The sequence below is a fragment of the Bdellovibrio sp. BIS2 genome, assembly GCF_055398295.1.
In genome coordinates this window covers 3,133,545-3,155,535 of record NZ_AP035879.1, presented here as the reverse complement: position 1 = coordinate 3,155,535, position 21,991 = coordinate 3,133,545, and the positions used below count along the sequence as shown (strand labels likewise).

18 protein-coding genes are annotated in these 21,991 nt (G+C 51.5%); 9 read left to right on the top strand and 9 right to left on the bottom strand.

What is annotated here, in order from left to right:
• The first annotated feature begins 9 nt into the window (after positions 1–9).
• Genes ACZ520_RS15005 through ACZ520_RS14995 form a run of 3 tightly spaced genes read left to right on the top strand, consistent with a single transcriptional unit; the run spans position 10 to position 2,883 of the window.
• Complete coding sequence (locus ACZ520_RS15005) at positions 10–705, top strand: outer membrane lipoprotein-sorting protein (protein ID WP_088564331.1); 696 nt, start codon at positions 10–12, stop codon at positions 703–705.
• Positions 706–1,773, top strand: coding sequence for a hypothetical protein (locus tag ACZ520_RS15000; protein ID WP_464126330.1), 1,068 nt, complete (start codon positions 706–708; stop codon positions 1,771–1,773). It begins immediately after the preceding gene.
• Between the two features lie 12 nt (positions 1,774–1,785).
• Positions 1,786–2,883 (top strand): BtaA family protein, encoded by a 1,098-nt coding sequence (locus ACZ520_RS14995; protein ID WP_464126328.1) that lies wholly within the window; start codon positions 1,786–1,788, stop codon positions 2,881–2,883.
• Between the two features lie 39 nt (positions 2,884–2,922).
• On the opposite strand, the gene ACZ520_RS14990 is transcribed toward ACZ520_RS14995, so the two are convergent.
• Positions 2,923–3,255: a hypothetical protein gene (locus ACZ520_RS14990; RefSeq protein WP_374031112.1), complete on the bottom strand. Its 333-nt coding sequence runs from the start codon at positions 3,253–3,255 to the stop codon at positions 2,923–2,925.
• Between the two features lie 220 nt (positions 3,256–3,475).
• Here ACZ520_RS14990 and ACZ520_RS14985 point away from each other — a divergent pair, with 220 nt between their 5' ends.
• Complete coding sequence (locus ACZ520_RS14985) at positions 3,476–4,687, top strand: hypothetical protein (RefSeq protein WP_374031111.1); 1,212 nt, start codon at positions 3,476–3,478, stop codon at positions 4,685–4,687.
• Positions 4,688–4,802: 115 nt separating this feature from the next.
• Here ACZ520_RS14985 and ACZ520_RS14980 read toward each other — a convergent pair whose 3' ends face one another.
• Genes ACZ520_RS14980 through ACZ520_RS14955 form a run of 6 tightly spaced genes read right to left on the bottom strand, consistent with a single transcriptional unit; the run spans position 4,803 to position 15,280 of the window.
• Positions 4,803–7,487: a phosphoenolpyruvate synthase gene (locus tag ACZ520_RS14980; protein WP_417868283.1), complete on the bottom strand. Its 2,685-nt coding sequence runs from the start codon at positions 7,485–7,487 to the stop codon at positions 4,803–4,805.
• 2 nt (positions 7,488–7,489) lie between these two features.
• Positions 7,490–8,353, bottom strand: a complete 864-nt coding sequence (locus ACZ520_RS14975) for a UbiA family prenyltransferase (RefSeq protein WP_464126325.1) — start codon at positions 8,351–8,353, stop codon at positions 7,490–7,492.
• Positions 8,346–10,763, bottom strand: a complete 2,418-nt coding sequence (locus tag ACZ520_RS14970) for an alpha/beta fold hydrolase (protein ID WP_464126323.1) — start codon at positions 10,761–10,763, stop codon at positions 8,346–8,348. Before ACZ520_RS14970 ends, ACZ520_RS14975 begins: the two co-directional genes overlap by 8 nt.
• Positions 10,760–11,500, bottom strand: a complete 741-nt coding sequence (locus tag ACZ520_RS14965; RefSeq protein ID WP_464126321.1) for a formyltransferase family protein — start codon at positions 11,498–11,500, stop codon at positions 10,760–10,762. Before ACZ520_RS14965 ends, ACZ520_RS14970 begins: the two co-directional genes overlap by 4 nt.
• The gene (locus ACZ520_RS14960) at positions 11,497–13,278 is read right to left on the bottom strand and encodes an AMP-dependent synthetase/ligase (protein ID WP_416480054.1); all 1,782 of its coding nucleotides are present in this window, start codon (positions 13,276–13,278) and stop codon (positions 11,497–11,499) included. The genes ACZ520_RS14965 and ACZ520_RS14960 overlap by 4 nt, the downstream gene beginning before the upstream one ends.
• A gap of 40 nt (positions 13,279–13,318) precedes the next feature.
• Positions 13,319–15,280 carry a protein kinase domain-containing protein gene (locus tag ACZ520_RS14955; RefSeq protein WP_464126319.1) on the bottom strand — a complete coding sequence of 654 codons (1,962 nt, stop codon included), beginning with the start codon at positions 15,278–15,280 and terminating at the stop codon, positions 13,319–13,321.
• A 65-nt stretch (positions 15,281–15,345) separates the two neighbouring features.
• On the opposite strand from ACZ520_RS14955, the gene coaE reads away from it, so the two are divergent.
• Positions 15,346–15,951: a dephospho-CoA kinase gene (gene coaE / locus ACZ520_RS14950; protein ID WP_416480055.1), complete on the top strand. Its 606-nt coding sequence runs from the start codon at positions 15,346–15,348 to the stop codon at positions 15,949–15,951.
• Here the strand turns inward: coaE and ACZ520_RS14945 are convergent.
• Positions 15,942–16,469, bottom strand: a complete 528-nt coding sequence (locus tag ACZ520_RS14945) for a hypothetical protein (RefSeq protein WP_464126318.1) — start codon at positions 16,467–16,469, stop codon at positions 15,942–15,944. The two genes, coaE and ACZ520_RS14945, sit on opposite strands and share 10 nt — an antisense overlap.
• A gap of 96 nt (positions 16,470–16,565) precedes the next feature.
• On the opposite strand from ACZ520_RS14945, the gene ACZ520_RS14940 reads away from it, so the two are divergent.
• On the top strand, positions 16,566–17,747 hold the full coding sequence (locus ACZ520_RS14940; RefSeq protein ID WP_232469107.1) for a hypothetical protein: 1,182 nt from the start codon (positions 16,566–16,568) through the stop codon (positions 17,745–17,747).
• 133 nt (positions 17,748–17,880) lie between these two features.
• On the opposite strand, the gene ACZ520_RS14935 is transcribed toward ACZ520_RS14940, so the two are convergent.
• Positions 17,881–18,603, bottom strand: coding sequence for a hypothetical protein (locus tag ACZ520_RS14935; RefSeq protein ID WP_088564348.1), 723 nt, complete (start codon positions 18,601–18,603; stop codon positions 17,881–17,883).
• Positions 18,604–18,839: 236 nt separating this feature from the next.
• On the opposite strand from ACZ520_RS14935, the gene ACZ520_RS14930 reads away from it, so the two are divergent.
• From ACZ520_RS14930 to ACZ520_RS14920, 3 genes are read left to right on the top strand one after another with little or no spacing between them, the layout of a single operon-like run.
• Complete coding sequence (locus ACZ520_RS14930; RefSeq protein WP_374031096.1) at positions 18,840–19,892, top strand: hypothetical protein; 1,053 nt, start codon at positions 18,840–18,842, stop codon at positions 19,890–19,892.
• Positions 19,893–19,901: 9 nt separating this feature from the next.
• On the top strand, positions 19,902–20,873 hold the full coding sequence (locus ACZ520_RS14925; RefSeq protein WP_464126315.1) for a hypothetical protein: 972 nt from the start codon (positions 19,902–19,904) through the stop codon (positions 20,871–20,873).
• The gene (locus tag ACZ520_RS14920) at positions 20,873–21,991 is read left to right on the top strand and encodes a hypothetical protein (RefSeq protein WP_232469111.1); all 1,119 of its coding nucleotides are present in this window, start codon (positions 20,873–20,875) and stop codon (positions 21,989–21,991) included. Before ACZ520_RS14925 ends, ACZ520_RS14920 begins: the two co-directional genes overlap by 1 nt.

Genomic DNA, 21,991 nt, shown 5'->3' with positions numbered 1-21,991 from the left:
GGAGATGTCATGAAGACACTTTTGGCGATCAGCAGCTTGTTATTCTCTTTGCATGCCCTGGCGGAAAATCCCGCGGAATGGGTGAAAAAGGCGGACAATATCCGCAATCCTGCTGAATCCTATGAAATGAAAATCAAGGTTGAAACGTCTGAAAACACCTCGGTGTTCCAGGTTTATTTGAAAGGTCAGGATAAAACCCTGATCGTCACCAAAGAACCTGCCCGTGACAAGGGTCGCAACATGCTGATGCTGGATCGTGATTTCAACGCGTATGTTCCGAATCTGAAGCGTTCCATGCGCCTTTCTTTGGCACAAAAGCTTTCCGGTCAGGTGGCGAACGGGGATATTTCCCGCACCCGCTGGTATGGTGACTATGATGTGACGAAAGAAAGCGAAAACGCCAACGAAGTTCAACTGCTTTTGAAGGGCAATAAAGACAACCTGACTTATGCGTGGGTTCGCCTGTGGCTTAAGAAAGGGACCTTTGCTCCATTGCGTGCGGAATATCTGGGTTTGAATGGTAAAACGGTCCTGAAGCGCGCAAGCTTTGAAGACTATAAGAGCATCTCGGGCGCCGTCCGTCCGACGACTTTGAAGATCGAAGACACTAACAAACAAATCAGCTACATCCGTATTCTTTCCATGGACAAGAAGGACTTCAGTGACTCCTTCTTCACGGTCCGCAATATGGAGAGCATGAAATAAGTGAGATTTCTGGTTCTTCTGACACTTCTGATGATGACTCCTTGGGCGAGGGCAGACCTGGTGTTTGCGCCTCGCTATGAGTATATCCGTGGTCAGGAAGACGAGCTGGCCAACCGCCTGATTTTGAAAGGCAAACTGAACAGCAATCTGGGGCCTTTCGGAGTTTTCATTGAAGGCTTTGGCGACTTTGAGGGCAATGAAGATCAAGCCTATATCCGCCGTTCTCCTTCAAAAGGTTATCTGCAGGAAGCCTATCTGGAATTCAAGCTGGACTCATTCTATGTGCGGGTGGGCCGTCAGGCCATTCGCTGGAGTGAAATGTGGTCCCTGCCGTCTTTGGACGTGTGGTCGGGCCGCCGTTGGGCAAGATTGTTTTTTGATCCGTTCCAGGATCAGCTGACTCATCCAACCGGGGCTTCCTTTTCCTATGCCCGTGAAACGTGGTCCTTGGATATGGTCGGAATCGGGGATGTTGCCGAGTCCACCTATCCCATCCCGGCACCGGAGCCTGTGGAAGAAAAAAACACCAGTTTTGGTGGCCGTCTGAAGATGGACGTCAAAGGCTTTGGCCTGTCCCTGGTGTCAGCGCAGATTCTGAATCGCAATCACTATGGCTTTACCGCCAACTATGCCTTTGAAACCGCAGTTCCCAAGTTTGAATACGGCTATGTGGATGACACCACCTTGCCCGACACGATCAAAAGTGATCGCAGCTTTGGCACGGTCGGGATGGATCTGTTCCTGGGGAATTGGGTGGTGCTGCCGCAGGTGACCGCTTATGAGGTCAACACTCTGGCGGGGACACAGACTCAAGTGTCTTACTACGTCAGTGCGCAGTGGAATCCGAACCGTCATGACGTGTTCTTTCAGCTTTATCAGAACGACACGACCAAGGATCTTTTTGTGAATGCCAGTTATGGTTATAACTGGACGGATTATTTTACTTCCACTGTCTTTGCCCAGAGCTATCAGGGGAAAGACGGCGGGCTTTACGATATGTATGAAGAAATCACCGGCGGTTACGTCGTCGGTTTGCGTTTGGAATTTACCGGCAGTTTGCCTTTTTAATGGGAGTCAGCAATGGCAAAAGAATACTTCTCTGATCTGAACTACACCCTGTCCAACGAAGACACGCGCATTGAATTTGAATTGTTGCCGGAAGGCGCCAACCGCGTATTCAGCATCGCTGGATCCGGGGCTCGCTGTCTGCCGCTGATTGCAAAGAACCCGAAGAATCTGGACGTGATCGACATGTCGGTCAGTCAGTTGTATTTGTGCGAGCTGCGCCTGCAGGCGATGAAGACATTGACCTATGAGGAGTACCTGTACCTGATGGGCTATCGCGGGGCTTTGCAAGGGGGGCATGACGAAGGCGACAGCCGGGAAGAGCTGTTCAAGCGTTTGACTTTGTCCGCCGCCGCTGCCAGCTACTGGCAAGAGCGCGTGGAAGGCTGGAAACCGCGCGGTTTCATTCTGCTGGGCCGTTGGGAATCCCACTTCCAGAAGCTGGGTTATTTGTTCCGTGATGTCTTGCAATGCGATTTCAGCAAAGTCTTTGCGGCGCAAACACTGTCAGAACAGATCGAGCTTTATGAAAAGCACTGGCCGAAAATCCGCTGGAACAGCTTCATCCGTGTGGCGGCCAGTGAGTTCGTGTTTAACAAGTACCTGTACAAAGGCCACTTCAGTGGTCGCGCCGATCATAAAACCGAGCAGCGGGCCCCGTGGCAGTTTATCATGGAAGAGTTTGATCGTATCTTCCGCACGCAATTGGTTCGCAAGAACTACTTCATGCAGATTCTTTTCCTGGGCCGCATTGCCTATGAAGAAGGTTTGCCACTCGAAGCCCACGAACATGTTGTGGCGGCCGTGAAAAAGTCCAAAACCGAAGTGCGCTACCTGCACGGCAATCTTTTGGAAGAGCTGCCGAAGCATGCCTATGATTTTATCTCTTTATCCGACACGATTTCTTATCTTGAACAGCGTGATGCCAATCAGATTTTGCAAAGACTAAACACAGACAGCAAAGCCGGCACCCAGATGGTGATCCGATCCTTTATGCGTGCGCCAACGGCAATTGATCTGAAGGGGTGGGAAGAGCTCGGCGACAAGAATGTCTGGGCCCAAAACAAAGATGGAACTGGCGTTTACCAATTCCATATCTTTAGAAAATCTTAGAATAAAAAAGGGAACCACTTAGTTCCCTTTTTTTTGGGTTTATTTTTCGGTGCAGCTGATGTCGGCTGTCTGTCCGTAAAGGGCCATTTGGCCGTTGCCGGATTCGTCCAACATCAGTTCGACTTTTCTTGGATTCGACTCGCTGACTTGGCCTTTGACGGCCACAATGTGGTCCCTTGTGTGTTTGATCACCAGGAAGCGCTCTTTTTGCTCGCTTAGATAGTTCACGGTGATGGTCTCTTCACCGCCATCACGGTCAAGCGTTAAGAAGTCCATGATATGGGACTGAGTGGTGCACTCCAAACCATAAGCAGAAGCATTTACCGCAGAAAGACTCAAAGCTACCAGCACGATTGATTTCAGAATTTTCATATAATCTCCATTTTTAAATCACACGGGGACAGGTGCGAGAGCCATGCCCATATCAGAGGGAAAACGCGGGCATTACGATGAACATGGCTGTCTAAGTTTTTTACACTGTGACGTTTTACTGAACTCTTTTCATGCGCCTTTGTGAATTATCACAGAATGTTTAGATCACCTCGTGTTTGTGGTAGAACGTGGCCTTCAGTTTTTAACTTGTGAGGTCAAAATGAAATTCAAGCTTCTTGTTGGAGCTCTGGCTTTTGTGGCGGGTTCTTGGGCGCAAAAAAGTGCGGCTTATCTGATTGCTTCTGAACCGGCAAAGCTTCGTGCAGGTGTTCCTACGGACGTATTTGTTGCGGGCTTTGGTAATGACCAGGGGACTCAGTTCCTTCAGTCTGCGATCATTGGTGCTAAGGTGTCCCGTGACCGTTTCCCTCAAAGACAGCGCGTGATCATCAGCGCGGTGAATGAGTCTCTTTCTGCTGAAAGCGCGATGTTGGCCAACGCGGGCTTTGGTTTCCGCAAGGCTGACAATGATGATCTGGGTAAAGAACGCCTGGTGTTGGCCCTTCAGTATTTGAATGCGCCGATTTCTTCTTTGCAGTTCTATGGACATGCCAATACCTATAATGGTTTCCGCCTTCAGGACAAACGGGACCGTTTGGATCATGAAGACGAAGAGTTCGCGCAAATCGGCAGTGTCTTGGCACCGAATGCCTTTGTGGTGTTCCATTCCTGCAACTCCGGTTGGCTGTTGGCCCCGGCGGCGGCAAAAATGTGGCGTCGCCCGGTGTTTGGTTCTTTCGCATCCTCTGACTTCCAAGAGATGATGACTGACGGCAACTGGTACTATCACGATGTTGGCTACTACCCTGAAAACCTCACTCGCATCGGGACCACTTCCCGCATCACCCAGCAGACGCTGGAATGCACGACTAAAAAATGTCTGCGTTTGAAACCAGTGAATTCCCCGTATGTTGATTCCTTCGGTACATTCAGCCGTGGTTTGGGTTTCTATAAAGTGTTCTCTCCGGTGGATGCTTTGATCCCTCAGGCGACAATTCATTTCACTTTGTTGACCCCGACGGTGAAGCCGCTGACTTTGCAGTCCTCCCGTGCGGATCTTATTGATGCCGTGAAGGACTGGATGTGTCCTTCTGACAAGTCCGGCGTTCGCCGCAAAGCTTGTGCGGAAGCCATCGACACTCAGGCCTTCATGACCAATCCGACTTTAAGCTTCTTCAACGGAACTCCAGTGGCCTGCAACAACACCAGTTGCTCCACCACTGTGAAATGCAAGGTTCTGAAGAAACTTGTGGGCGCAGTTCCATGCACGACGGTGGATCTGGATTCCCGCAAATCCACCGTGTTCTCTGATCAGCTGAAAATGATCTTCAAAGGTCTTGAACAGTTCGAACTTGGCACATTGAAGCTTTAGTCCCTAAAAGTGCTTTCCCCAAAAAGCAGAAGGCTGCGAGATTCCTCGCAGCCTTTTTTTCGGCCTCGCCCGCAGTGCTGGAGCACCGGCAGGTGCGCAAGCTGGAGCAGCGCCGCTACTCCGACAGAATCTTGATGGTTCCGGCTTTGGCGTCAATTCGCACTCGCATGCCGGTTTTCAGTTTCTTGGTCAGGCCCGGGATGCTGACGATCGCTGGGATGCCCATTTCACGGGCCACGATGGCTGAATGTGAAAGCAGACTTCCGCGTTCTACCAACAGACCTGAAATCGCCGGATACAGAGGCACCCATCCTGGATCGGTGCGCGCCGTGACCAGAATCTCGCCATTCAGATCCAGGTTGTCGCTTGGATTGATGATAACTTTCACCACACCTTCCAGCACGCCCGGACAGCATGGCAGTCCTTTCAGATCCCAGTCACCGGTTTCGCTGCTGACCTGGGACAGGTCTTCTTCCTTGATGAACTTGTTGTTCCAGTAAACCGCTCCACGAGTCATCACACGCGGGTCGGTTTCTTCGGTGAAGCGGGCATAGTCCTTCTTGCGAAGCTCCACGAAGGCTTTCAGATCAAACGATGGCAGGGTGCCATTGTAAATCCCAAAGACCTCTTCGATGGTCAGCCAGAAGATGTCGCGTGGATTCTCCAGTGCGCCCAAAGAAGCCAGGTCTTCACCAATTGTCTGGAAGATCGTGCGGGCGATCCCGTAAATACGGGTGCGGGCAAAGCGTGTGTTCTCGCGGTTTTTCACCGCTTTGCGCGCGTGCTTCAGAACCCAGAAATAGATTTTCTGCTTAAAGCCTGTCAGGTGTCCGGCCACTTTGGCCTCGGCCTGCTGGCGCAGATTTTTTTCGTGAGTGTCGTCATGGGCTTCGACCTGACCGGACTTCAGATAGTTCTTCAGACACACAAACAGATAGCTTGGGTCGGTCAGAAGATCGATCTCTTCCAGCTTCATCTCGCTCATGCAGCGGAAGCCGAAGCGATCCAGATAGTCCAGCACCAGCTTATAGAACTCGGTGTACTGGGACTGGTTCAGGGCTTCAAGGCCTTCTTTCGGATCGGTTTCTTCAATCAGCTTGCGCAGGCCTTCATTTTGATTGGCTTTTGCCGCCAGTCGCAATAACGCCTTGGTGGGCTCGGCACTTTCCAGTCCGCCTTCTCCGGCCAGCAGATCATTTTGAATGGTGGAATCAAGTTCTTTCAGCCACGTTGTCGTGAGCTTTCGCAAAAGACCAAAGTGCACCATGCACAGGAAGTCGTTGATAATGGGCGCCTTCCAGCGGCCCAGCATGTTTCTTTCAACATCCATATACACGCGGATCAATTGGTCCCCGCGCATGCGTTTTAACGGCATCGCGCGGAAGCGGTCATAGTCCTTGTGGAAGGTCGTCAGGAAATCATCCACCACACTTTGGATGGTGAAGTGGTATTTGATAAAGTTAAAGCCCGTGATCGCCTTGCGCAGGCGGCCCACCGGAGTGTCCCAGGATGGATGGGGCTTGATACGATTGGCGATTTCATCGCTGAGGGCTTCAGACACACCCATCATGGTTTCCATGAACTCGCGGTTTTGTTTAAAGCCCGGCAGGACACCGACCAGTTTGTACCAGTTAAACAGGTTGTAGTACACGCGTCCGTCCAAAGAACCCAGCATGTAACTTAAATACGAATCCATGTCCTTGATGATGTCGTTGGGAACCCCCAGGACCTCACAGAACTGCACATAGACGGCTTTGTAGTTCCTTAGCGCGAAGCTAAAACTCAGCGGTGACGTCAGGCCGCCATAGGATTCGATGATGTTCGAATTGTCCCACAGATTCGGATAACCAATCAGATCCTGATCCAGGCTTGTGACCGGGCGGGTTTGCAGAATATAGATCTTGCCGCTTTCCACAGCCCACTCGATATCCTGAGGCCGATGGTATTGTTCCTGGATTCTTTGCCCCAGGCGGTAAAGGCCATTCAGTTCTTCAGAACTTAAAGAGGCCGTGTTCACCTTTTCCGCACTGACCGGTTTCATTTCGCAATGACCAGAGGCGGATTTCTTCATCATCTCTTTTTTCTCGACCAGTTCTTCCCGCAAAAGTTTTCCGTTTTTGGCATCAAGCCAGAAGGAGTCAGCATCCAGGGCCCCGGAAACCAACCCCTCACCGACGCCATAGACAGAGGACACGACATAGCTGTCGGTCTTTTTTGCCACGGGATCACAGGTAAACAGAACACCGGATTTATCAGGGTCGATCATGCGTTGCAGAACCACAGACACCGATATTTTTTTCAGATCAATCTTGTTTTCCAGGCGATACACCAGACCGCGTTCAGAAAACGCCGAGGCCCAGCACTGACGGATGTATTTCAGAATGTCTGCTTTGCCGGAAACATACAGATAGCTTGAAAGCTGACCGGCAAAGGAATGGGACAGACTGTCTTCATCTGCCGCCGAAGAGCGCACGGAAAAGACTTTGTCGGACCCCAGCGACTTCAAGGCTTCGTCCAGGGACGCCTCGACAATCGCAGGCAGGGGAGTGGATTCAAACAGATTTAAAACTTCTTTTTCCGCCTGCGCAGGTGTCAGCTCCTGGCGGAGCAGGCGGTCTAAAATGCCTTCCAGACGGGATTTTACATCCGCAGACTGCAGAAATTCATGGAAGTAGCGCTTGCCGAAAACCACCCATTCAGGAACCGGCAAGCCGGCCTGGGACATCAAGTAAAGATTAAAACCTTTTCCACCGGCTTCATTCTTTGCGAAAAACAGAGTCGATTTGGGGGTGACAAGCATGGTTAAACTCCCAAGATACAAATAAGGATGATGTAATGAACCAGAAGATAAACGCCGCTGATATTTCTAAAGAAAGCCGCCGTTTTGCGTGATTTACGCAAAAGATAGGCAAGGCTCACGGCCACATAGATTGTCAAAGCAATCGGCGGCCAGAGATTCGGGTGCAGGAAGTAAATCAAGGCCACACCCAAAACCGCCTGGCTGATGGAAAGGGCCCAGGCTCCGGTGCACCCAAAAATATTGGAATAGCTGGGAACATGGTCGCGCTCTTCTTCCGGGGCGAAGGTCTTTCGGGCAAATTCAAACAAGTTGAAAAAGAACCAGTTCATCAAAAAGAACAGGCCGTGCTCTGTCTTCAACTGGCTCAGGTCCATGCCGGTCATGGCAATCCCTGCCGACAATCCCAACAGTGCACTCACAAAGGTGTGAGACACCGCATAGGTGGTCAGGTGCGGGCGCAGCAGGTCACCGATGAAGAACTCTTCATACATCATCAGGCTGTATCCGATGGCAATGGCGTGCACCAGGAAAGGTGAAAGCCCCAAAGAGCCTGCGATCCCCAGTTCCAACAGTATCAGAAGCAGCAGCGCTTTTTTGACCTGTGCCACGGACAAAACCCCGCGCGCCAGCGGGCGGGTGGGGTTGACCTTCAGGTCGACCTCATAGTCCTTGATTTCATCAAACAGGCGCATGCGGAAAAAGAACGACAGCATCAGAACAAAGACCACTGCGAAGCGGGACCAGCTCCAGTCCTGCCCCTGAGAATTGGTCAGATACAGTCCGTTGGCCCATGAGAATAAGAATATCATGGGCACATAAGAGGCCGGACTGAATCTTTCTTTAATCAGAATCCACCACTTAGCCAATGACGACTCCTGGCTCTTTCAGTTGGTCGCGCAATACTTTGTATTCCACTTTGGAATGATGGCGCGGGTCCATTGGAACCTTGTTGACGAATTTGATCTCATCGACCGGGATTTTGTTTTTTTCAAAGACACGCTGGATTTCTTTTTTTGCGGCGGCAAAGTCAAATGTCGCAGCATCGATGCCTTCTTTAAGTTCGACCACGGCATAAGTGGCCTGGCCCAGCTTCGCATCATCCATGCCCAGGAAAGCACAGCGGTATGTGAAGTCCATACGCTTTAAAAGAACCTCGGCGCGCACCGGGAAGTAGTACTTGCCCGCTCGTTCGATCGCGTTGTTCACACGGCCCACGATCCACAGGTTTTTGTCGGGATCGATGTAAGCCAAGTCACCCGTGCGGTGCCATACGCGGTTCTTTTCATCCATAATTTTGGTGGTCTTGAAGGCGTCAGGGTTGTTGTAATAGTCCCGGCAGACGTGGTCCCCGGTACAGATGAATTCCCCGACTTCACCATTTGGCACTTCGATCTGGGACCACGGAGAATCCTTCAGCTCGATCGGGCCGTCTTTGATGCGGATGAAGCGATAGTCAATGTCTTCACTGATATGGCCGACATTCACACCCTCCTCGATGATCTCTGGATCGGTGATGTTGCTTTCTTTCAGCATGTCGCGACCTTCAATGTGGGCCATCGGTTCAGCTTCCGTGGAGCCGTACAGAATCCACAGATCTGTTTGCGGGGCGATCTCATAGAAGGCTTTAACGTCATCCTTGGAAATCGGCGCACCGCCGGTCACCACGCGGCGCAGTCCGGTCAGTTGAATGTTGTTCTCTTTACAGAACTTGGCAACACCGACCAGCATGCTCGGGGACAGAGTCGTGCAGTTGATATTTTCGTGAAGGATCTGACACGCCAGCAGGGCCGAGTCGTGGGCCGCGGGGGCCGCCAGATTCAGCGCTGGTAAGATGGTGGTCACTCCGGATGCCAGATTGTTCAAACTGAAAATCGGGAAGGCCGGCATGTCCTTGTCTTTCTCGGTGTACGGAATCACGTGGGAAAGGGCATGGTGCTGGGCCGACAGGAAGCGGTGAGTGCGGTTGGCACCCTTTGGTTTTCCCGTGGATCCTGTTGTAAAGGTGATCAAAGCCGTGAATTCACTTTCGACCGGTTCAATCGGTGAAGGTTCCGCTTTCAACAGCTCTTCGAATTTGTGAGTGAACTTGTCACCCGGTCCGTACAGCACCCGAATTGGCATGGACTTAAACTCTGGCACTTGTTCCACCAGATCAAACGCCATTTTAAAACTGATCATGGCTTTGGGGCCCACGCATTCCGCGGAAGCGCCCAGATGGTGACTGCGTGCCCAGGAATCCAGGAACACGGCAATGGCACCAATGCGCTGAACTGCAAACATCGCGGTGTACATGTCCAGGCTCATCGGCAGGAAGATGATGACCCGGTCGCCTTTTTTAATACCGATATCCAGCAAACCCCGAGCAAAGGAGTTGATGCGGGCGGCGAAGTGGCGATAGGTGATTTCATCGTGTTTGATCGGGGTTTTTGGATCCCCGTTCCACTGCGCCAAGGCTTGGGGGTTTGCCCAGCGCAAAGCCACGCGTTCAGGGAATTCGCGCAGGTGTTTTTCCATGTAGGTGATGACGTTGTTTCTTCCGTCCTCACCCGGATAATAGCCAATTTTATGATCAGAAGCAGAGGCACTGCTGCTGACCTCCGCAGTCAGAACTTTCAGGATGTCCTGAACGTGAGACCACAGCAGCCCATGCCCCGCATTCTCGACATGGACAATTTTATGGGAGGGGTACTTGGTGACGATTTCATTCTGAGCCTGATCCTGACTGATCTTGTCCTGACGGCCATAGATCACAGTTACGGGCACCTTGCAGACGTCGCCGGAAGACCACGGCAGAGCTTCCATTTTCATTTTGTTGGCGACAGTCTTTTGCCACAGCTTCCAGTCCTGCAAACGTTCTTGAACCTTGGCAAGATAGGGAAGGGTGTCGGCCTTGAGGGGATGAATCAGATCAGCAAAGAAGCTGTCTTTCGATTTTGAATGACTGGATTGAATCAGCTTGTCACCCAGAATCGGGAACTGCAGAAGCCCTTTGGCCACTGCTGAAAGCGGGCGCTCGGGTTTGATGTAAGGGGTGACCAGCACCACCTGTTCAACATAGTCCTGATATTTCGGCAGGGACTTCAGAATACGGTATCCGCCCCAGGAATGACCCAGAAGAATTTTTTTAGATTTGTCCTGAGTCAGCAGGCGGATCCATTCCTCGCTGTCGGCCTCCACGGCCAGCAGTTTGTAGGCTTTCGGATCCAGACTCTTTTGTAAAAGGCTCCAGTCCTCAGGATGGCCGGGGTTTCCGTGCAGAGCAATGATGGTTTTCATATTCTGACTCCTTTTGAACGAAGCCGGTAAAAGTCACGCAAGCGTGGATTGCTTCTGTAAACCGTTCTTTCAGTTTTCTGATTCTCAAGACCCTGAATCTTACCTTGGGAGGCGAACTCCTTAAGGATCTGCGAGGCTGCTTTTGCTTCGAATGACGCTCCAAGATCCAGGGACTGCAAATAATCCTTTTTATCGGAGGGAACTTCCACGACCTTTAGCAAGGCGCCGTCATCCAGCTTTGAGGTCATTTCATGAATGGAAAATCCTGCCGGGGTGTCTAAAAGATGGGCCCAAAAGTCACACATCAGACCGCGCTGATCCGGCAATAGCCCGTGATGGATGTTCAAGCATCCCATTTTGGGAATGGCCAGCAGCTTCTTTTTAAAGAACGAGCGAGTGCGCGCATTCAGGATCAGATCCGGCTGCAGACGCTCCAGCAGGGCCAGGGATGACTCGGAGTTGATGTCTTTGACGACGTAGACCTTTTTGCCAGCGGCCTCATAGGCCAGCTGTTTTCGTTTCAGGGAGTTGTCGAAGAAGTTTTTCAGCAGTTGCAGGCCCATGCGGGGGGCCGCCATGCTTAGGATCAGCAAAAGGGCTTTGATGACAATGTCCCAGTCGCGGTTGTCGATAACGACAAGAGCCTCGATATGAGGCTCTTGCGCCAACGGCAACGTCAGCTTGTCATAGTTGTTCGGAACAAATGTCACCGCCGAGGTGACCAGCAGTGTTCTCATAGATAGAGCTCTTCGATTTTTTCCTTATAGCGCTGATCCAGCACTTTTCTTTTCACTTTCAGGGAAGGCGTCAGTTCGCCGCCCTCCACAGTGAATTCATTGGGCAGAATGATGTATTTTTTGATGCTTTCAAAACTTGCCAGTTGGGCGTTGGTTTCAGCCACCGCTTTGCGGATCAGTTCGGCCACGAACGGGGATTGCACCAGGGAATTCCAGTCGGAATAACTGACTTGTTTTTCCTTGGCCAGATTCTCAACAGCCGGACGATCCAGCGTGATCAAAGCCACGATGTATTTCTTCTGATCGCCGTGAACCAGAACATTGGCGATGTACGGGGACAGACTTAGCAGCCCTTCCAGGCGTTGTGGGGCCACGTACTTGCCGCCGGCGGTTTTGATCAGATCTTTTTTACGGTCGGTGATTTTCAAGTCACCACCTGGCAGGATTTCGCCAATGTCGCCGGTGTGGAACCAGCCATCGGTGAAGGCTTCTTTGGTGGCTTCAGGATTTTTGTAGTACTCCTTCATCACCTTGTCGCTTTTAACCATGATCTCGCCGTCTTCAGCGATCTTCAGCTTCACTTCGCCAATCGGGCGGCCGACGCTGCCAAATTTGTAATTGAATGGAGTGTTCACCGTGATAGCGGCCGTTGTTTCAGTCAGACCATAGCCTTCCAGAATCAACACACCTGCGGCGTGGAAGAACAATGCGATTTCACGAGGGATCGGTGCGCCACCACTGATGGCAAAGCGCAGACGTCCGCCGAAAGCCGTCGGGATCTTGTCCAGAACAAGTTTTTTCGCCAGTTCGTATTTTACCAGCAGATCCAGTGGCAAAACCTGGCCGCTCATTTTGTAGTCGCCCACTTTGGTGCCGACTTCCAAAGCCCAGTTGAAGATTTTCATTTTCAACGGCTGAGTCTGAATCTGTGCGGTGACCGCAGCATAAATTTTTTCAAAGATGCGGGGAACTGACATCAGGAATGTCGGACGAACCTCTGTCAGATTGCCACGCATTTTTTCCAGGCTTTCTGCAAAAGCCAGGGTGAAGCCGATATAAGCATGTCCCCAGTGTTCAATGCGTCCCAAAATATGCGCATAAGGCAGGAAGGACAGGGAAGTGTCCGCTTCCGTGGCACCACACAGCGGGAAAGCTTCGCTGACTTCGCTGATGGCCTGAAGGTGAGTCATCACCACGCCTTTAGGGCGACCGGTGGTTCCGGAAGTGTACAAAATAGTGGCGATATCTTCCTGGGTCAAAGAAGCGCAGAGTTCCTGGAACTGACTTGGGTGTTTTGCCAGATAGTCTTTACCCATCTGCAAAAGTTTCGGCCACGTGATCGCCTCCGGGTTCGGGCAGGTTTCGTCAAAGACGATGACCTTTTCCACTTTCGGGCATTTTGCCTTCACGGACTCGAATGTTTTCAAAGGTCCGCGGCTTTCGCAGATCAGAATGCGGGATTCAGAGTTGTTCAGAATGTATTCCACATCATCGGCGGTGTTATTCTGATAGATTGGCACAGTGATGGCTTTGATGCCGAAAATTCCCAGATCTGCCGTGGACCATTCCACCCGCGTGTTGGACATAATGGCAACACGGTCGCCAGGTTTGATCCCCAAAGACAGCAGGGCACAGCCAACAGCCTCGATATCAGAGTAGTATTCGTTCCAGCTTTTTTCTTTCCAGGAGTCGTTGACCTTGTACTTGACAGCCACATGATGAGGACTGCGGCTGCGCATGCTTAGAATGGAATGACCCAAAGTGGTGGGCTTCGTCATGATGAATACTCCTGGTTGCCGTAACTTTGCGACGAAGTGATTATTTCAGATACAAATCTACAATTTTTCTCTGGTCTGCTGGAACCGTAATTGTGGTTTCTGCAGAGAGTCCTGTCGTCTTGTTTCTAGCCTGTATTTTGACACCAACTTCAGCCTGAATCAGATAGGCATCTCCGGATGGTTTGATGCTGACTGGAACGCCGGCAATGCGAAGTTCCGGATTAGCACCGCCATTGACGATGTTGATAATCAGGGAAGCGACTCTTGGAAGTCGTTGAAGAGTTCCGGTGAAAGAGTACGCCTCGTAAGTTGGAGTGATGGTTGTCACCAGATCCGTGTAACCTTCCTTGACCAGTCGCAGACTGTAAGGAGTGTTGGCTTTCACGGTCTTGCGCACCGGTGTGAATTCTCCGGTGTCGTTGCCATCGATCACCACGCGGGCACCGCCTGGGTTGGAATAGATGGTGACTGTGTATTCCGGTGATGTGGCAGCCAGTTCGGTCTGTTGCAGGGTGCCGGCAGCCTGGGCATTGCCCGAGTTGGCCGGTTTTGGAGTCAGACCTGCAGTGGCACCGGACTTACCCGGGGACTTTTTTGCAACGAAATTGGTGTAACCCCACCACAAGCCCACGACGACCAGCAAAGCACCCACGGCTTTCATCGCAATACCGGTGACGTCTTCCATGGAAGAACTTGGTGCCGGTCGGCCGATGGAGGTGCGTGTGCCCATTTGATTCACGCTGGAAGGCGTGCGTGTCATGGTGCCCGGACCCGAGGCAAAAGTGCCTGTCGCGGAGGTGCGGGTTTGTGTGATGTTGGTGTCTGTTGCGCCAGGCACCTTCGGCATGGAAGGTTTTGGCGGCGTTTTCAGATTGTCCAGATTCACACGGATATCCGTGGAGGTATCCAGATCCAGACGCTCTTCGCCTTCGGCTGTTTCTGCCGGAGGTGCGTAGGCCGGAGGACGCTGAGGTGTGCGCATGTCGGTCTGAGTGACAATGGTTTTGTCTTCAGAAGTCGGCTGCGCCTGAACTTTGGCGAACTCCACCAGCTTGCGGCGCTGTTCAAGGAAGGCGGCCGAGAAGGCGTTCTTCATGAACACGCTGAAGTCGTGCGGGGAGAACTCAGGGTATTGTGTATTCAGGAAACGGTTCAGATCACGGTGGAAGGCCGCCGCAGTCTGATAGCGCAGGCTTTTGTCCTTCGCCAGGGCTTTGTTCACAATTCTTTCCAGTTCCGGTGGAACGGAAGGATTGATCTTTCTGATGGAAGGCACCTGACATTCACGGATCTTGCGCAGGATCGCCGCTTCACTGTTGGAAGTGAACAGACGGTCGTTGGCCAGAAGCTCCCACAGGACGATACCCATGGAGAAAATATCCGTGCGCGGGTCGATGGACTGGCCATCGGCCTGCTCAGGGCTCATGTAACCGTATTTACCCTTAAGAGTCCCGGCTTTGGTGGCCTCCATTTGCGTTTCCGCTTTGGCGATACCGAAGTCGATGATCTTCACTTCACCTTCAAAGCTGACCATGATGTTCTGCGGACTCATGTCACGGTGAACGATGTTCAGCGGTTTGCCGGTGGTGCCATCGATGCAGCGGTGAGCGTGGTCAAGACCAGCCGCCACCTCTTTGATCATGTAAACGATCTGCTCGATGGTGAATTGGGTGTTGGTTTTTTTAAGCTCATTCAGAATCTGGCGAAGGTTGCGGCCTTCGACGTATTCCATGACAAGGAAAAACTGGGCTTTTTCAACCCCGAAATCGTAAATTGAGACAACGTTCCCGTGATTCAGGTTCACGGCGATCTTTGCCTCTTCCTTGAACATCTCAATAAAGTCCTGATGATCGGAATATTGGGGCAGAATGCGTTTGATAGCGACAAACTTATTGACGCCCACTGCGCCTGTGGATTTAGAAAGATACACTTCCGCCATACCACCGGCGGCAAGTCTCTCTAGAAGAATGTATTTTCCAAATTGTTCCACAGCTTGAGACATGAAATCATGTTCCCCTTTGAGAAGACTATCGGTAAAATAAAAATAATCCTTAAGGAGTTTCAAATATGAAATGGATTGGACTGACCGGAGGTATAGCCTGTGGCAAGAGCACAGTCAGCAGAATGCTCCGCACTCATGACATTCCGGTGGTGGATGCCGATGAAATTGCCAAGGAAGTCGTGAAACCGGGCTCTGCTGGACTTAAGTCTGTCATACAAGAGTTCGGTCCGGAATTTTTGACTGCCGACGGAGCTTTGGACCGCCGTAAGCTGGGCCAGAAGGTTTTCGGTCATCCCGAGCTTTTGCACAAACTCGAAGCCATCACCCATCCTTTGATTCGTGAAGAGACCCGCCGTCGTCGTCGGCTGTATGAGGATATGGGCCATAAGCTGGCCATCTATGACATCCCTCTGTTGTTTGAGACCCGCGCGAAGGATCAGTTCGACGGTGTGATCGTGGTGTCATGCACGAAGGAGCAGCAGAAAGAACGTCTGCGCCGTCAGAACTGGAGCGAGGATGAAATCGAGATGCGCATTGCTTCGCAGATTCCCCTTCAGTTTAAAGAGCAGGGGGCGGACTTTGTCCTGCACAACAACCGCGACGAGCAGCATCTGCTGCGCGAAGTGGAGCGGTTGCTGAAATGGCTGGAAGAGCGTAAAAATCAGAACTGAAGATTGTAGCCGAACTGGGCATAGATATCCGGCCCGGTTACTGAAAAGCCGGTGCCGATCTCGCCGGTGAAGGTCTCTCCGGCGCCAATCCCGGCATGAACTCTCCAGCGGCGGATTTCAATCAAGCCCGTCACTCCGTCAGAAGATTCCAGATAAGCATTGCCCCCCAGCCGGGCATAAGGCAAATAGCGGTCTTCTTCCGCAAAATACCAGCGGTGTCCCAAACCGAGTCCGAGGAATTCCTCAGTGTTGTAGGAAAGCTCATAGTCCCAGACTGGCAGCGGGGATTGTTTGATAAAGGCAAAGCGCAGGGCCACATAAGGGCCTTGTGTCCACTCGTCGCGCTCCAGATAATTTCCGCTCTGATATCCCAGCGACGTCTGAATCATAAATTCTTTTCGTTCTGCAAAATCTGAGACTTTTACAGATGCCAGATCAGGATCGTCCTCGCCTGAAAGCGGGGAGGTTTCTAAAGTGGTCGTTGTTGTGGGAGCAGCAAGGCTCTGAATTGAACTCACGACCAAGGTCAAAAAAAGGAGGCTAAGAAAAACTCGCATAAGACAAAGTATAAATTATGTCTACAATCAATGGTAAGAATTTTGGAGGCAAAATTTATGTTCAATAGAGGATTCCTGTTCCTCGCGGGCCTGTCTGCGATGATCACCACTGTATCTGCGCAGGCTGAAAGCATCAGCACCACCATTCACCATCATTATCAGGCTCCTCGCGCCTTGGGGATGGGTGACGCTTTCGTGGCGGTTGCCAATGATTATTCGGCTATGTTCTATAACCCGGCAGGTCTGGCTCGTCGTGAAGACGGTCAAATCAATCTGTCCCTGACTGCGGGGGGGACTCCGGGGGCGATGGACTTCTATAATGAGTTCTCGGACATCGATAAAAGCAATCAGACCGATCAGCAGAAACAGCAGGCTTATCTGGAGCTGATTGAAAAGAACTATGGCGAAGTTTATTCCATGCGTATCGCACCGATGGAAGGCTTCTGGGTTCGTCCGAATTGGGGTATTGCCCTGATTCCGGCTGATGTGTCGGTTGAAATGGCGATGCACCAGCAAGTCGGGCCTACGGTGAACACGACCGTCTATGCTGACACCACTCTGGCATTGTCTTATGCCGATGATGTCAAAGGAGTGGATCATGGTCGTCTTTCCTGGGGTGTGACCGGTAAATTTGTGAACCGTGGATTCTACAGCCGTCCGATCAGCTCTACGGATTTTGCTAACGGGGATGAGATCATTAAGAAAGAGGACATGCTGGAAGGCTACACCATTGATGCCGACATTGGTTTCCTCTGGACTCCGGAATTGCCGGATTCAGGCTTGTGGTCGGTGCTTCGTCTGGCCAGCCCGACTGTGGGTTTGGTGGTTCGTAACGTTGCTGAAACCGGGTTTGGTTCTTCTTTGAAGCTCTTGAATAAAGAGGGTCAGAACGGGGAACCGGAGAAGCTGTACCGTGTGGTGGATATCGGGACTCGCTGGGAATACCCAAGCATGTGGATCTTTGGTGGTCGCGGAGTTTTGGATGTGCGTGATCTTGGACACCCTGACTTTAACTGGAGAAAAGGTGTGCACCTTGGTTTTGAATTCGACTGGACAGTTTCCACCTGGTGGAAAGGTCACTACAGAGTGGGTCTGAAAGAGTCATTCTGGACAGCAGGTATTTCCGCAGAGCTGGGCATCTTCAATCTGGATTTCGCATCTTACGCGGATGACGTCGGCACCCGCAACACCCCGGTTGAAAGCCGCGTCTACATGACCCGCCTAAACCTCGACTTCTAAAAGGTACCTGCTTACTTTTGCAGAAGCTCTGCAGCAAAATAGAAAACGGCCCACTTTAGGGCCGTTTTGCTATTTCTAAATCTGTATTTCGGACAAAGGGCTCGATGCTTCTGCAAAAGTAAGCAGGTACCTTTTATGGTTGCCATTGGGCTAGCAGGGCTTGGCCGATGGCGTTGATGTCTGCGGTGGACATGTCAATGCCGGCACTAGCGGCTGCCTGGTTGATGTCGCCACAGATGTCAGAGTTGGCGTTGTTGGTTCCGCCACAAGTTACGGAATACACCGTCTGAATCGAAGAGCCGATAGCTTCGATTGCTTCCACAGCGGCAGGCGAGTTCGGATCAGCGATAATGTCGTTGATAGCGCCTTCAATCGCTGCTGTATCACAGCTTGCGATGTCACCACCACAAGAGCCCAGATTCAGAAGTTCGGCGGCATTGGAAAGAGCCGTCGCACTTTTCGCCATGGCACCAATCAAAGCCAGACCTTTTTGACCGGACTGGTTGCAGTAGTTGGCAGTGTCGTTCACAAGACTAACATCGCCAAAGTTCAATGCGTTCAGCATATCCGTCGGACCGCCGCCTTCACTGATTGCAGTCAGGGCCGTGGACAGGTTGGCAGCAGAGGTGATGCCGGAGGAAATAAATCCAGCCGCACATCTTAATGTATAAGCGTTCGGGGAGGTGATCCCGTTGATTTTGCTCATGCAGGCTTGGGCGGAAGCGGCATCTCGCGCTTCGTCCAGACAGAACTGGGCTTCGGCGATCATATCTTTCTCAGTTTGTTCACCCTCACATCCCGTGAGAAGAGCTGCGCTCAATCCTAGAATCATGGTTGCGATTTTCTTCGAAAACATCCTGGATACTCCTTGGTCTAAGGTACAGAGAACTTATCGGAATTCATCCGGGGGCCTTAACTCACAATCGACAATGGTCGTGAATTCGTAACGAATATGTAAGCAGGACCTTTGAATGTATTTTTCTGAAACGTCTCAATGTGATCCCCTGTTCGACCGATAAGGATGATGACTTGTTTCGATGTTTTTCAATCGGGGTATCTATGAAAAGGATTTTGTGGATAACGCTCATTCAAATGTTTCTTTTGATGGTATTCACGCTGGAAGTGAATGCACGTGAGCGTCATAATTTTTATAGTGGTGTGCGCTGCCTGGGAATGGGCGGAGCCTGTCTGGCTGTAACCAATGATGAAACCGCTTTGCTGGTGAATCCGGCAGCGCTGGGTAAACTGCGTGATTTCTATGGGACGATCTTCGATCCTGAAATTGAATTTGGTTCAGAGACTCAGGGCTTCTATGCGGATCAGTCTTTTTCAAATCCCTACAGCTTAGAGGACGTGCTGGGCGCATTGGATAAAAAACGCGGCACTCCCTATCATGCAAAACTTCAGGTGTTCCCGTCCTTCGTGGGCAGAAATTTCGGAGTGGGGATCTATGGTAACTACACTCTGGATGCCACGATGGCGGCCGATGGCAGCACCGTCGATGCTTATTATCGCAATGACCTGGCATTCGTTCTGGGCTTTAACTTCCGCTTCTTTGATGGACGCGTGAAGCTGGGCTTCAACACCAAACTGATCAGTCGGGTGGAAGTGGATGATCCGGTTCTTTCTGCGACGGGCCCGATGAGTTATGACTCCATCGCCAGTGAAGGTGTGGGACTTTCAACAGATGTGGGTTTGATTTTGGCGGCACCGTGGAAAATGATTCCGACATTGTCGGCAGTTGTTCGTGATGTGGGTGGCACCAGCTTCGATCAGGCCCATGGTGTCCGATTAGACACAGCCAACCGTCCCAATTTGGTGAAGCAGGACATTGATGTCGCAGCAGCAATCTTTCCGATTCATTCTAATTACGTTCGCTCTGCTTGGACGGTGGAGTACCGTGGCTTATTAACATCAGGGGATGAAGAGGACAAAGCCAAATTGATCCACGGCGGTCTCGAATTGAACTTCGGGGATGTGGTTTTTGCCCGTGCCGGATATAATCAAAGATATTGGACCGCTGGTATGGAGCTCGCCTCCGAACGTTTTCAGTGGCAGTTTGCCACCTACGGCGAAGAGATCGGCACCTCAGATTCACCCAAAGAAGACAGACGATACACCGTCAAGTTCGCATACCGGTTTTAAGGATGAAGCATGAAAAGTGTTAAACAAGCTTTCATAATTCTGCTGAGCCTGGTACTGACCACCTCCTGTGCCCAGCCAAATCTGCTGACCGATGTCTCGGACACCGATTCAGACGATGCACTTTACTATGAGGCCAAGAAAAAGCTCGATGCTCTGGAGTGGGACGAAGCCATTGATATTATCGAAAATCAACTGTCGCCTTCTTACGCTGCGAAAGTCAGCGTGAAGGAAACTTTGGCCGGAGCTTATGCCGGCAAATGCGGCTTTACTTTCGTGGACATCATCAGCGGCATGCAAAACAGCCCGTCTGCGAATATCTTCCCGTTCTTTGTTTCGATTTTCGGGGGCAACACACTTGATACCGCTTCCTGTGATCAGGCGATTTCCATTATTTCGAGTTTGGGTACGGTTTTGCAGCGCACGCAGGATCAGAATCTATTCATGACCATTCTGGGTATCGCGCGCATAGGAACAACGATCAGTGCGAAACTGGATCCGACAAATGACGGCGTGGTGGATGGCGTCTATAATACCAATTACAGCGTCTGTCATAACTATTCCGGTGCGCCGGGCACCGCCACAGCGACCGATGGTTGGGCCCAGCCGGGTCCAAGCCCGCAAAATCCGCTGGCGATTCCGGCACCCGTTGTGGCGCCCACCCGTTCTATCACGGACACCGAAGCCAAAAAGATCGCTTCAGGTATCGGTTTGATTTTTGAGAATATCTCGGCCCTCGCATCTGTGCTTTCCGGCGACAATGCGACGCTGACGGCTTTGCAGGATGCGCTGGAGCAGTGTGAATCCGTCGCAGGCGCCGGAAACTGCACGGCGACGAATGAAGCCGCTGTGGGTGCAGAGCTTCTGTATACCATTCGAGTCCTGATGGACACCAACGGTATGGGATTTGGCACCTGTGATCCAACTAAAGTTTATCCCGATGCAGCCGCGTGCTGTCCTCGTCTGAAGATTCCGGGGTTCTGATGATGAAGTTCCTGGCGTCTTTCATTCTTTTGCTTCTGGGTCTGTCAGCGCAGGCACAGGAAATCAATCAGATGTATCGTCCTATCCGCTCTCTGGGAATGGGGGGTACAATGCTGACGACAGTTCATGGATCGGAGGCGTTGTTTTCAAATCCGGCGGCGATGGGTAAAATCGAGGGTCTTGATATTCATCTTCTCAGCGTGGGCTTGGGTGGACGAGTGCCAAGCACTGAGGACCTTGATGCCATCGAAGGAATCGACTCCAATGACCCGTCCACTTACAACGACCTGTTTGGACGCCGTCTGCATTTCCTGGGAACGGGAAGTGCCGCGATTGCTTTACCCTACATAGGCTTTGGCTATTACACCGACTATACTCTTTCTTTGGAATTGCATAACCCCGGTTATCCCGAGTTCACGACGTACTTCCGCAACGACTCGGCTTATTATATCGGTGGAGCTTATCCGCTGGGACCGAAGACCTTCCTGGGCCTGGCAATGAAGCGCGTGAATCGCTGGGGCGGTGACGTGCAAGAGCTGGGTCTGACGACCGTGGCCAACGCGGGTGACATCAACGCCATCATGGACGAATTTGAAAACAAGGGTACCGGCTATGGCGTGGACATCGCCTTGCTGACTCAGGCGGACACTCCGCTGAATCCAACCCTGACCGTGGTGTGGAAAGATGTGGGTAACACGGCTTTCGAAAAAACTGCCGGGGCGGATGCTCCATCGCATATTCCTCAGAATCTGGGGGCGGGGGTGTCCCTGGGCTTTGATCTTCCGGGTCTTGATTGGATTGTGGCTCTGGAAGGCCAGCACCTTTTGGATCCGGACATACAGATCGGAAAAAAGTTGCATTTGGGGACTGAGATTTCAATTCCGTTCCTGGATATCCGCGCCGGTATCAATCAGGGCTATTTCTCCTATGGTGCGGGCTTTGATTTCTTTATTTTCCGTCTTGATGCTGCAAGTTACACAGAGGAGCTGGGTGTTTACCCGGGTCAGAGTGCTGACAATCGCATCATGGTGGGCCTCAGCATTGATTTAAGCTTTGATGCTAACTTCAAATTCACGGATAATAGCGGCAAGAAGAGAAAACTGAAACAACGCCGGTAA